At 74.8% G+C, this 12647-nt stretch carries 8 protein-coding genes; 5 read left to right on the top strand and 3 right to left on the bottom strand.

The window, feature by feature from the left end; all coding sequences use genetic code 11:
- The 3 genes from ACFV0Q_RS28580 to moeZ form a co-directional block, all read left to right on the top strand.
- Positions 1-875 (top strand): NAD-dependent epimerase/dehydratase (locus ACFV0Q_RS28580; RefSeq protein ID WP_385009239.1); only part of this gene is annotated, 875 nt, incomplete at its 5' end.
- Positions 863-1618 carry a spherulation-specific family 4 protein gene (locus tag ACFV0Q_RS28585; RefSeq protein ID WP_385009240.1) on the top strand — a complete coding sequence of 252 codons (756 nt, stop codon included), beginning with the start codon at positions 863-865 and terminating at the stop codon, positions 1616-1618. The genes ACFV0Q_RS28580 and ACFV0Q_RS28585, both read left to right, overlap by 13 nt.
- A 63-nt stretch (positions 1619-1681) precedes the next feature.
- Positions 1682-2860: an adenylyltransferase/sulfurtransferase MoeZ gene (gene moeZ, locus ACFV0Q_RS28590; RefSeq protein WP_385009241.1), complete on the top strand. Its 1179-nt coding sequence runs from the start codon at positions 1682-1684 to the stop codon at positions 2858-2860.
- Between the two features lie 65 nt (positions 2861-2925).
- Here the strand turns inward: moeZ and ACFV0Q_RS28595 are convergent, their stop codons facing one another.
- The 3 genes from ACFV0Q_RS28595 to ACFV0Q_RS28605 form a co-directional block, all read right to left on the bottom strand.
- Positions 2926-4512, bottom strand: coding sequence for an alpha/beta hydrolase (locus ACFV0Q_RS28595; protein WP_385009242.1), 1587 nt, complete (start codon positions 4510-4512; stop codon positions 2926-2928).
- Positions 4513-4583: 71 nt separating this feature from the next.
- Positions 4584-5255, bottom strand: a complete 672-nt coding sequence (locus tag ACFV0Q_RS28600; protein WP_385009243.1) for a protoporphyrinogen/coproporphyrinogen oxidase — start codon at positions 5253-5255, stop codon at positions 4584-4586.
- A 107-nt stretch (positions 5256-5362) separates the two neighbouring features.
- Positions 5363-8185 (bottom strand): lysylphosphatidylglycerol synthase domain-containing protein, encoded by a 2823-nt coding sequence (locus ACFV0Q_RS28605; protein ID WP_385009244.1) that lies wholly within the window; start codon positions 8183-8185, stop codon positions 5363-5365.
- Positions 8186-8352: 167 nt separating this feature from the next.
- Between ACFV0Q_RS28605 and ACFV0Q_RS28610 the strand changes: the two genes are divergently transcribed.
- Both ACFV0Q_RS28610 and ACFV0Q_RS28615 read left to right on the top strand, forming a co-directional pair.
- Entirely contained in the window at positions 8353-8700 is a 348-nt protein-coding gene (locus ACFV0Q_RS28610) for an MGMT family protein (protein WP_385009245.1), read from the top strand.
- A 255-nt stretch (positions 8701-8955) separates the two neighbouring features.
- Positions 8956-12507 carry a UvrD-helicase domain-containing protein gene (locus tag ACFV0Q_RS28615; protein WP_385009246.1) on the top strand — a complete coding sequence of 1184 codons (3552 nt, stop codon included), beginning with the start codon at positions 8956-8958 and terminating at the stop codon, positions 12505-12507.
- The last annotated feature ends 140 nt before the right edge of the window (positions 12508-12647 follow it).

Genomic DNA, 12647 nt, shown 5'->3' on the forward strand with positions numbered 1-12647 from the left:
GCGCGCTCACCCGCTTCCTGGACGCCGTCCACCCCGGCGTCGTCATCAACTGCGCGGGCGCCACCCGCGGCGGCGCCCGGGAACTCACCCGGCACAACACCGTCGCCGTCGCCACCATCTGCGAGTCGCTGCGCCGCAGCGGCTGCGGCGCCCGGCTGGTCCAGCTCGGCTGTTCCGCCGAGTACGGGCCCAGCCAGCCCGGCTCGTCCACGGCCGAGGACGCCGTGCCGAGACCCGGCGGACCGTACGGGGTCAGCAAGCTCGCCGCGACCGAGCTGGTGCTCGGCTCCGGGCTGGACGCCGTCGTCCTGCGGGTGTTCTCGCCCGTCGGCCCCGGCACCCCGGCCGGCTCCCCGCTCGGCCGGCTCGCCGAGGCGATGCGGCGCGCCATGCAGTCCGGGGACGGCGAACTGAAGCTCAGCGGCCTCGGCGTGCAGCGCGACTTCGTCGACGTACGGGACGTCGCGCGGGCCGTGCACGCCGCCTCGCTGTCCGCCGCCCAGGGCGTGGTCAACATCGGCACCGGCCGCGCGGTCCGGCTGCGCGACGCGGCGGCCGTCCTGGCCCGGGTCGCCGGGTACGGCGGCGCCCTGAACGAACTGGACGTCCCGCACGGCGGGCCGCAGCACGGCGGGGTCCTGCACGGGCACCCCGGCCGCCCACAGGGCCTGGCCGCCATCGGCGCGCCCCGCTCCGAGGCCACCGCCGAGCAGATCGCCGCCGCGGCCCCCCAGCCGTTCCCCTACCCCGACGGCTGCGGCGCCTGGCAGCAGGCCGACGTGCGCACCGCCCGCGACCGGCTCGGCTGGCGGCCCCGGATCAACCTGGAGGAGTCCCTGGCCGACATCTGGATGGAGGCGGCGTGCCGCATCTGACCACCCCGCCGGGAGCCACGGCGACGGCCGGAACCGGAGCCGGGCGGCTGGGCCTGGGCATCCCCGGGTACGCGCACCCGCTGCTCGCCCCGGTGGAGTGGGCCGAGCTGACCCGCCCCGGCACCCCGCTGCACTGGGCCGTGCTCAACGTCGCCGACGGCCCGGGCGGCCGGCCCGACCCGCACTGCACCGAGGCCGCCGCGAAGCTCAGGCAGTCGGGCGGCGTCGTCCTCGGTCATCTCGCCATGCGAGACGGGACCCGGTCCTTCGGGGAGCTGGTCTCCGATGCCCACCGCTTCCGCGACTGGTACGGCGTCGGCGGCTTCTACCTCGCCGGGGCCCCCGCGGACCGGGCCGGCCTCGCCCCGGTCCGCCGGGTCACCGACACCCTGCGCGGGCTCGGCACGGACCTCAGGATCGTCCTCGGACACGGCACGCACCCCTGCGAGGGCTACGCGCGGATCGCCGACCAACTGGTCACCTTCTCCGGGACCTGGGCCGACTACCGCTGGTCGCAGGTGGCGGAGTGGACGGCCGAGCACCCGCCCGAGCGGTTCTGCCACCTCGTCCACGGGGTGCCGCGCACCCACCTGGAGGAGGCGCTGCGGATCGCCCGCTGGCAGGGCGCCGGCACGGTCTGGTTCACGGACCGGCGGGCCGCCCCGGACCGGGATCCCTGGGCCTCGATGCCCGGGTACTGGGACGAAATCGTCTCGCGGATCGGACCGGGTGTCTCGGAATGAAGAGGGGCGTGGCAGTGTTACGGGAAGAACCACCGTTCAGACATACCCATCTACGGAGTCCCCGTGTCGCTGCCACCCCTGGTAGAGCCAGCTGCTGAGCTCACCGTTGACGAGGTCCGTCGGTACTCCCGCCACCTGATCATCCCGGATGTCGGGATGGACGGCCAGAAGCGCCTGAAGAACGCCAAGGTGCTGGCCGTGGGCGCGGGCGGCCTCGGCTCCCCCGCCCTCATGTACCTGGCCGCGGCCGGCGTGGGCACGCTGGGCATCGTGGAGTTCGACGAGGTCGACGAGTCGAACCTGCAGCGCCAGATCATCCACAGCCAGGCGGACATCGGCCGTTCCAAGGCCGAGTCGGCCCGTGACAGCGTGCTGGGCATCAACCCGTACGTCAACGTGGTCCTTCACGAAGAGCGGCTCGAAGCCGAGAACGTGATGGAGATCTTCAGCCAGTACGACCTCATCGTCGACGGCACGGACAACTTCGCCACCCGTTACCTGGTCAACGACGCCTGCGTGCTGCTGAACAAGCCGTACGTGTGGGGCTCGATCTACCGCTTCGACGGCCAGGCCTCGGTCTTCTGGTCCGAGCACGGCCCGTGCTACCGCTGCCTCTACCCGGAGCCCCCGCCGCCGGGCATGGTCCCGAGCTGCGCCGAGGGCGGCGTGCTGGGCGTGCTCTGCGCGTCCATCGGGTCCATCCAGGTCACCGAGGCCATCAAGGTCCTCACGGGCGTCGGCGAGCCGCTGGTCGGCCGTCTGATGATCTACGACGCCCTGGAGATGCAGTACCGCCAGGTCAAGGTCCGCAAGGACCCCGACTGCGCGGTCTGCGGCCCGAACGCGACCGTCACCGAGCTCATCGACTACGAGGCCTTCTGCGGCGTCGTGTCGGAGGAGGCCCAGGAGGCCGCGCTCGGCTCCACGATCACTCCCAAGCAGCTCAAGGAGTGGATCGACAGCGACGAGCCCATCGAGATCATCGACGTCCGCGAGAAGAACGAGTACGAGATCGTCTCGATCCCCGGCGCGAAGCTGATCCCCAAGGGCGAGTTCCTGATGGGCACCGCCCTCCAGGACCTGCCGCAGGACAAGCGCATCGTCCTGCACTGCAAGACGGGTGTCCGCAGTGCGGAAGTCCTCGCGGTCCTGAAGTCCGCGGGCTTCGCGGACGCGGTGCACGTCGGCGGCGGCGTCATCGGCTGGGTCCACCAGATCGAGCCCGAGAAGCCGGTCTACTAGGCAGCGCGTTCGAAGGGGCCGTACCCGCGCCGGGTACGGCCCCTTCGGCGTGTCCGGGCGGGGGGCTAGGCGGGGGTGGGGGCGGACGTGGGGGTGGACGTGGAGGCGGGGGTGCAGACGCTGTTCGCGCCCGGCACCTTCCCGTCCAGCAGGTAGCCGTTCACCGCCTTCTGCACGCACGCGTCGCCGCTGTTGTACGCGCCGTGCCCCTCGCCCTTGTACGTGAGCTCCACGCCCACGCCCTTGCCGAGCCGCTCGACCATGTTCCGCGCGCCCTCGTACGGAGTCGCCGGGTCGCCGGTGTTGCCGATCACCAGGATCGGCGCGGAGCCGGGGGCGGAGACGTCCGGGGTCTCCCAGGCGCCCGCGACCGGCCAGTCCGTGCAGCTCATCATGGCCCAGCCGAGGAAGTCCCCGAAGACGGGCGAGGCCGCACGGAACTCCGGCAGCTTGGCCTTGGTCTGCGCGAGCGTGTACCGCTCCTTGGAGTCGGCGCAGTTGACGGCGGTGTTGGCCGCGCCGATGTTGCTGTAACGGCCTTGCTGGTCACGGCCGTTGAGTGCGTCCGACAGGGCCATCAGCAGCTGGCCCTGCCCGCCCTCGGCCTCGTCCAGCCCCTCCTCCAGCAGCGGCCACAGCTCCTTGGAGTACAGGGCCTGGGCGATGCCGTTGGTGGCGGCGGACTCGGTGAGCATGCGGGCGCCGATGCCCGCGATGGGCTTGGCGGCCAGGGCCTTCTGGAGCTTGATGACGTTCGCCTCGACCTCCTTGGCCGTGCTGCCCTGGAGCCGGCACTCGTCGCCGCGGTTGACGCAGTCCTGGGCGAAGTTGCCGAGGGCCAGCTGGAAGCCCTTCGCCTGGCCGAGCGCGCCCTCCTCGGAGTTCTTCGTCGGGTCCACGACGGCGTCGAAGACGGCCCGGCCGACGTTCTTCGGGAAGAGGTGGGCGTAGACCCCGCCGAGCTCCGTGCCGTAGGAGATGCCGAAGTAGTTCAGCTTCTCGTCGCCGAGGGCCTGGCGGATGCGGTCCAGGTCGCGGGCGGCGTTCTCGGTGCCGACGTGGGGCAGGACGCCCCCGGAGTTCTTCCGGCAGGCCTGCTGGTACTTCTTGATGCCGTCGGTGAAGGCCTTCTCCTGCTCCGGGGTGGAGGGGGTGGAGTCCTGGGCGTAGTAGGCGTCGAGCTGCTGGTCGTTCTCGCAGAGCACCGGGGCGCTGCGGCCGACCCCGCGGGGGTCGAAGCTCACCAGGTCGTACCGGTCGCGCAGGGCCGCGTACTCCTGGGCGGCGCCGGGGAGGGTGGTGATGCCGGAGCCGCCGGGGCCGCCGAAGTTGAAGACCAGGGAGCCCAGGCGGTGCTTGCTGTCGCGGGCCTTGGCGCGGATCAGGGCGAGCGGGATGGTCTTGCCCTCGGGGTCCGCGTAGTCGAGGGGCACTTCGAGGGTGGCGCACTGCCAGTCCTTGCCGGGCGTCTGCCCACCGCCCTGGGCGGCCGTGGGGGCGCTGCACTCGCCCCACTTCAGGGCCTCGGCGCTCTTGAGGCCGCCGGCCCGCTGCTTCGTCTCGGTCCCGCCGCCGTCGGAACAGGCGCTGGTGGTGAGCAGCGCGGCGGCGAGGGCGGCGGCAGCGGCTGTCCGCGGAACGATTCGGGGCATACCCCCATCCTCGCCCCCCACCCCGCCCCCCGCCCCCGCGCTGACCCGTCCGGGCGACCCGGGGCGGGGCCTCAGGGCCGGAGCCGGCGGGCCGCCGTGCGGGCCGTGGCCACGCAGGCCGCCACGCCCACGCCCTCGTACGCCGCTCCGCACAGGGCCAGGGACGGGAGCTTCGCGGCGGCCTCGCGGATGCGGGAGACGCGGTCGCGGTGGCCGACGCCGTACTGGGGCAGGCCGCGGTCCCCGCGGGTGACGCGCGCGGCGAGGGGCTCGCCCCTCGGGCCCACCGCGCGGTGGAGTCCGGTGACGGCGGCCCGGATCAGGTGCCGGTCCGGGCGGGCCGGCGGCTCGTCCTCGCCGGTCCGCCCGACGGACGCGCGCAGTACGCACGTGGCGGGTGCCGCCTCGTGCAGCCAGGCCCACGTGTTGGACAGGAAGGACGCCGCCTTGAGGACGTGCCCGTCCGCCGGCGGTACGAGGAACCCGTTCCCCTCCGGGAGGCAGTGGGCCCGGCCGTGGGAGAAGGCCATGGTGATGACGGCGGAGGAGGCGTGCGGGATCGCCGACGGTCCGGCCTCGGCCAGCGGCGCGTGCGGCCGCAGCAGCTCCGCCGCCGCGAAGGCCGGCAGCGGCCGCAGCCCGCCGTGGGTCCAGATGGCGGTGGGGGACCGGGCCGGGTCGCAGAGGGCGTCGCCGAGCCCGACGGCGGCCGCCAGTTCCACGGCCTCGGGGCGCAGTGCCATCAGGGACTCCGCGCCCTCGTCCACGGAGACGCCGGCGGGGGTCGGCGCCTCGTGCTTTCGGTCAGACCCTTCGGTTCCGCCCGGTACGGGAAGCTCCCCCTTGACGGCTAGATGGCTTCCTTGCGGGTCAGGAAGTTGAACGAGATCCAGCCCGGCAGGACCGGCAGCCAGAAGGTCATCGTGCGGAAGAGGAGCACCGCCGAGAGGGCGAGCTGCTTGTCCAGACCCGCCGCGACCAGACCCAGCGTCAGCGTGGCGTCCACCGCGCCCATGCCGCCCGGCGTCGGCGCCGCCGAACCCAGGGCGTTGCCGGCCAGGAAGACCACCGCGATGCTGGCGTAGCTGATGGTCTCCCCGCCGCCGAACGCGCGGATCGAGGCGTCCAGGCACATCACGAAGCAGCCGGTCAGCAACAGCATCCCGCCGATGCCGGTCAGGAGCTTCTGCGGCCGCTGCAGGACGTCGAGCATGCGCGGGACGACCCCCGCGAACAGGGCCCGCACCCGGGTCACGACGAACTTCCGCAGGAACGGCACCGCCGTCACCACGAGCACCAGCACGGCCACCGTCAGCAGACCGGCGATGACCGCGCGGGACGGGGTCATCTCCGGGGTCTTCTCGGTCCCGGTCAGATAGCCGAAGGACAGCAGCAGCACGATGTGGCTGGCCAGCCCGAAGAGCTGCGAGGCGCCCACGCTCGCCACGGCGAGCCCGGGCCGGACCCCGGACCGCTGGAGGAAGCGGGCGTTCAGCGCGACGCCGCCGACCGCGGCCGGAGCCACCAGCTTCACGAAGGAGCCCGCCACCTGTGCGAGCACCGTCCGCAGGAACGGCACCCGTTCCGGTACGAAGCCCAGCAGGCTCATCGCGGCGGCGAAGTAGCTGAGCGCCGAGAAGGCGAAGGCCGCACCGACCCAGCCCCACTGGGCCTCCGCGAGGATGGTCGCGAAGTCCAGGCCGGCGACCTGGGTGAGCAGGTAGTACGCCGCGAAGGCGGCCGCGATGAAGGACACCAGGGTGCGGGGCCGGATGCGTTCCAGCCGGGCCGGCTCCACGTCGGCCTGCGGGCGGATCAGCAGCACCTGCCGCCGGATCTGGCTGAGGAGGTCCTCCTCCCGCGCCTCTTCGAGGGCGTCGTCCAGCGCCCGCTTCTCGGCCTTGCGCTCGGCCGCGGGGCTGGCCGAGGCCACCCCCGCCTCGCGCGCCGCCTTCTCCGCCCGCGAGGACTCCAGTACGGCTTCCCGTTCCCGGTCCGCCCGCTCCCGGGCGAGCTTGCGCAGGGTCGCCCGGGTGGAGCGGCTCAGCGCGATCGGCTGGAGCAGCGGCAGACAGTCGGCCACCGCGTCCGGGCCGAGCACCGCCACCGCCGCGGCCACCGACCGCTCCGCGCCGACCCGCAGGCCGAGCGTGGTCAGCAGCTGTGCGATGTCCATCCGCAGCACCAGGTCGCCGGCCGCGATCTCGCCGCCCCGCAAGTCGGTGAGGATGACCTTGCCGGAACGATCCACCACCAGCGCGTCCCCGGTGAGCCTGCGGTGCGCGATCCGGCGCGACTGGAGGGCCCGTACCTGTTCCCACGCGTTGTGGGCCAGCTCGTCGGTGATCTCCTCGTCGGGCAGCGCGTCCAGGCTCCGCCCGCCCAGGTGCTCGTAGACGAGCATCACGGCGTCCGGGCCCAGCTCGGAGGTGGCGATCAGCCGCTGCGCGTTCGCCCCGGCCGCGATGGCCGCGTAGGCCAGGAGGGCCTCCTGTTCCAGGGCCTGGCGCAGCGACTGGATGCTGCGCCGGGTGGTGATCCCGCGCAGGGTCAGCCGGCGCCAGACCCGGTAGAAGAAGCCCTGCGCCTGCTGTTCGCGGTCCACGACGGTGACGTCCAGCGCGGGCCCGTCCTCCAGGGTGACGTGGTAGCGCCGCCCCCGGTCGCCGGCGCCGTCCCCCTCGTGGGTCTCCGCGCGCATCGCGCTGACCGGCTGGAAGCCGACGCGGCGCAGGCCCGCGAGGAGGTGCTGACCGGTGGGGCGGACGTTGGGCGAGCCGACCGCGTAGAGGGTTCCGTACGCGACGCTCCAGCCGATCAGCACCGTCAGGATGATCGAGAACGGTGTGGTGTACCCGCCGACCAGCATCGCGAAGGCGTCGAGCAGCAGGACCACCCACAGCGCCACGCGCCAGCGTGGCCGCCGCGTCATCCCGACGGCGGTCATGTACGCGATCACGGGCGCGAGGTAGCCGTGCACCGGGTCGGTGAGGGCCCCGGTGGCGTCGGCGGCGCGGGTCAGCGCCTCCTGGATGGTCTCGGGGGCCGCCTGGGAGACCCACATGTCGGTGGCGAGGGTGACCCCGTGCGCGAGGACGGCGGCGAGGACCCCGTCCGCGATGCGCAGTCCGTCGCGCTTGATCAGCCGCTCGATGGCGAAGGCCACGGGGACGAGGAGCACCGCGATCGAGGACACCAGGCCCGCGACCTTGATCAGCAGGTCGGGTGCCTGGCCGGTGCCCTTGGTGATGTCCTGTTCCAGGCCGGCCGTGGTGCCGTGGGCGAAGGCGGCGATGCAGAGCACGACCGCGATGCCGAGGACGCCGACGAGGAGCCGTACGAGGTCGGAGGGCCGGTGCACGCGGGCGGCGAGCAGCGGCTCGTCGACCTCGACCCGGTCGGCCGCCGTCGGGGTGTGACCGGGCGGGTCGTCGGGGTGCGCGTCGCAGGCGGGCCCCTCGGGCACGGCCGCGGCAGCGCCTTCGGGGCGCGCGGGCTCCGGGAGCACGGGCTCCGGGCGCGCGGTCCCGGGGCGCGGGGCCTGCGGGCGTACGCCTCCGGGGCGTGCCGCGTCCGGGTGCGCGTCGCCGCCGGAGGGCGCGCCGGAGTCCGCGGGCGCGCCGTTGTCGGGGCGCGCGCCCTCGTCCCTCGACGCACCGTCCGGAGGGCTCACACCCTGCTCCTTCGCCGTCACATCCGTCTCTTCTTGATCACGTATCACCAGTCACCGCCCGGAAGATGGTGGCACGGACCGGCGGCCGAGGGGGGCAGCAGGGTGCGCGCCGGTACGGAAGGAAGGCTTCCGCCGGTGCCTCTCCGGCATCCGGCACCATGTCCCGAATGAGCGAAGAGCTTCCCGCGTACGCGGAGCGGGTGCTGGAGGTGGCCGAGCGGATTCCGCCCGGCCGGGTGATGACGTACGGGGACGTGGCGGAGTGGCTCGGCGAGGGCGGACCGCGCCAAGTCGGCCGCGTCATGGCCCTGTACGGAGGAGCCGTGCCCTGGTGGCGCGTGGTGCGGGCGGACGGCGTGCCCCTGCCCGGCAGCGAGCGACGGGCCCTGGAGCACTACCGGACGGAGGGCACCCCGCTGCGCGAGACCCCCTCCGGCGAGCCGCGGCTGGCGATGCGGCGGGCACGCTGGGACGGCCGTGAGGAGGGGGACGGAGGCGACGAGGCTCACACCTGACAGCTTCCGCCATGCGGGACGCGGGCGGAGGGTCGAAGGCCCGTACGGGGGACGACCCCGCGGGCCTCCGGGGCGACGTTCCCGCCCGCCGGGAGGAACTGCGGCGGCCCGCGCGGTTGGCGTAGCGTTGCCTCTTCGGCGCACGCGGCGGCCACGGCGGTCGCGCCCGCCGACGACTCCGCCACCGCAGACGCGGCCACCGCGGGTACCGCGGAGACCGCGGCAACCGCAGACCCACCAGGACCGGCACACCACGTGATCACCTCTTCCTCCGGCCGCTCTGAGCGGCGTACGCGGACCCCTGACGCGTACCGGCTGGTGCGCACCGGGCCGGAACAGGTGGCTCCCCCTGTCCTGGACGCAGCGCAGCGCGCGGTGGTTGATCACACCCGCGGACCCCTGCTGGTGCTGGCCGGACCGGGCACCGGCAAGACCACCACCCTGGTCGAGGCGGCCGCCGCCCGGGTCGATGCCGGGGTCGACCCCGCCCGCATCCTGATCCTCACCTTCAGCCGCAAGGCCGCGGTCGAACTCCGCGACCGCGCGGCCCTGCGGCTCGGCGGCGCCCGCGCCCCGCAGGCCACCACCTTCCACTCCTTCTGCTACGGCCTGGTCCGCGCCCATCAGGACCACGAGCTCTTCGCCGACCCGCTGCGACTGCTCTCCGGCCCGGAGCAGGACGTGATGGTCCGCACCCTGCTGGAGGGGCAGCGCCGGCTCGGCTCCATCCGCTGGCCGGACGACCTGCGGGCCGCGCTCACCACGCGCGGCTTCGCGGACGAGGTCCGGGCCGTCCTGGCCCGCGCCCGCGAGCTGGGCCTGGGCCCGGGAGCCCTGTCCGACTTCGCCGGGCGCACAGGCCGCCCGGACTGGAAGGCGGCCGCGGCGTTCCTCTCCGAGTACCTCGACGTCCTCGACCTCCAGGGCGCCCTGGACTACGCGGAGCTCCTGCACCGCGCGGTGCTCCTCGCGGAGCGCACCCCGTCCCTCGCCTCCGCGTACGACGTGATCTTCGTGGACGAGTACCAGGACACGGACGCCTCCCAGCTGAGGCTGCTGCGCGCGCTGAACGGCCCGGGCGGGACCCTGGTCGCCTTCGGGGACCCGGACCAGTCGATCTACGCCTTCCGGGGCGCCGACATCAACAACACCCTCGACTTCGAGTCGGCCTTCCCGGGCGCGGCCGTCCGCGCGCTGACCGTCGGCCGCCGCTCGGGCGCCGCGCTGCTGGCCGCCACCCGCCTGCTGACCACCCGCATGCCGGTGCCGCGCCTGCCGTCGGCCGCCGTCCGGGCCCACCGGGCGCTGGAGCCGGTACGGGAGGGGGGCCGGGTGGAGGCGTACACGTACCCGACGGCCGGCGCCGAGCTCGACAACATCGCCGACGTGCTGCGGCGGGCCCACCTGGAGGACGGCGTGCCCTGGCGGGACATGGCCGTCCTGGTCCGCGCCGGCGGCCGCACCCTTCCGGCGATGCGGCGCGCCCTGATCGCGGCGGGCGTCCCGGCGGAAACCGGCTCCTCGACCACCCCCCTCCGCCACGAACCGGCCGTAGCCCCCCTCCTGACGGCCCTGCGCATCACGGCCACGGCCGCCGCGGCCCCGGCCGCCACCGGGACCACCCCGACCGACCCGGACCCCGGCTCCGCCGCCCCGGTGGCGGGTGCGGACCTGCCCGCTCCGCGCGCCGAGGCCACCGCGGCCCACCCGGAACCGGGCTCCGCCACACCGGCGTCGGGCTCGGTTCCGGGCGCCGAAGGCGCCGAGGGCGGCCCGGCGGAGCCGGATGCCGGCCGCGCCGGGGCGGGCGAGCCCGCTCGCGACCTCGGGGCGGGCGGGCGGGAAACCTTCCCCGGTCCGCAGGACCGGCCCGACGCCGCCGCCGGGGCGGGGCCGGACCCGGAGACCGCCGGAGGCGACGGGTGGGTCGGGGTCGAGGCGGCCATCGAGTTGCTCGGGTCGCCGCTCGGGGGGATGGACGCCGCCGATCTGCGGCGGCTCGGCCGGGCCCTGCGCGACGAGGAGCGGGCCGCCGGGGTCACCGTCCCCGCGCCCTCCGACGTCCTGCTGGCCCGCGCCCTCGCCGAGCCCGAGCGGCTCACCGCGCACGACCCCGCGTACGCCCGCGGAGCGCAACGCCTCGGCCTGCTCCTGCGCAAGGCCCGCGAGCTCCTCCAGGGCGGCGGCACCGCCGAAGAGGCCCTGTGGACCCTCTGGGACGGCACTCCCTGGCCGCAGCGCCTGGAGCGCCGCGCCCGCCGCGGCGCCGCCGCCGGCCGCAACGCCGACCGCGACCTCGACGCGGTCTGCGCCCTCTTCGACACCGCCGCCCGCGCGGAGGAGCGTACCGGCGGCCGCGGCGCCCTCAACTTCCTCGAACAGCTCGACGCCGAGGACATCGCCGCCGACACCCTCACCACCCGCGCCGTCCGCACCGACGCCGTCCGCCTCATGACCGCCCACCGCTCCAAGGGCCTGGAGTGGGGCCTCGTCGTGGTCGCCGGCGTCCAGGAGGGCCTGTGGCCCGACCTCCGCCGCCGCGGCTCCCTCCTCGAAGCCGACCGCATCGGAAGCGACGGCCTCGCCGAACCCCTCACCCCCGGCGCCCTCCTCGCCGAGGAGCGCCGGCTCTTCTACGTCGCCGCCACCCGCGCCCGCCACCGCCTCGTCGTCACCGCCGTCAAGGCCCCCGCCGAGGACGGCGACCAGCCCTCCCGCTTCCTCACCGAACTCGGCGTACCGGTCAAGGACGTCACCGGCCGCCCCCGCCGCCCCCTCGCCGTCCCCGCGCTCGTCGCGGAACTCCGCGCCACCACCGTCGACCCGGCCGCCTCGCCCGCCCTGCGCGACGCCGCCGCCCGCCGCCTGGCCCGCCTGGCCGCGCTCACCGACGACGAGGACCGCCCGCTCGTCCCCGCCGCGCACCCGCAGCGCTGGTGGGGGCTGTACGAGCCCACCGCCTCCACCGTCCCGCTCCGCGACCGCGACCGCCCCGTCGCCCTCTCCGGCAGCGCCCTGGACCAGCTCGCCAACACCTGCTCCCTCCAGTGGTTCCTCGGCCGCGAGGTCAAGGCCGACGCCCCCTCCACCGCCGCCCAGGGCTTCGGCAACGTCGTCCACGTCCTCGCCGACGAGGTCGCCTCCGGCCGCACCCCCGCCGACCTCGCCGTCCTCATGGAGCGCCTCGACTCCGTCTGGGACGCCCTCGCCTTCGACGCCCCCTGGAAGTCCCGCCAGGAGAAGGACAACGCCCGCGCCGCCCTGGAACGCTTCCTGCGCTGGCACACCACCGACCGCGGCGGCCGCGCCGCCGTCGCCACCGAGCACGACTTCGACGTCACCCTCGACGCCGGCGAGTACGCCGTCCGCATCCGCGGCTCCATGGACCGCGTCGAGGCCGACCCGCAGGGCCGCGCGTACGTCGTCGACTTCAAGACCGGCAAGGGCGCGCCCACCAGGGACGAGGTCGCCCGCCACCCGCAGCTCGCCGTCTACCAGCTCGCCGTCCGCGAGGGCGCCGTCGACGAGGTCTTCGACGGGACGCGGCCCGAGACCGGCGGCGCCGAACTCGTCCAGCTCCGCCAGGGCGCCGCGAAGAAGGACGGCGGCGACGAGGTCCCGAAGATCCAGGCGCAGCAGCCGCTCGACGGCGGCACGTCCGGCGCATGGGTCGGGGACCTGCTGGCCACCGCCGCCGGACGGGTCCTGGACGAACGCTTCGCCCCCGCCACCGGCGAACACTGCACACGCTGCTCCTTCCGCAGCGCGTGCAGCGCCCGCCCCGAGGGCCGGCAGACCGTCGAATGAGACGCCGAGCCGCGATGTCGGTGGCGGCGGCTAGCCTTTCGAGGTGACCGCTGTGACCGCGTACGAGTCCGGGCGCGCCCCCGTACTCACCGATCCCGAGCAGCTCAAGGAGCTCCTCGGGATCCCCTTCACGCCCGAAC

Origin of the sequence: Streptomyces sp. NPDC059564 (assembly GCF_042735575.1) — a bacterium.
In the GTDB taxonomy this organism is placed as follows: Bacteria; Actinomycetota; Actinomycetes; order Streptomycetales; family Streptomycetaceae; genus Streptomyces.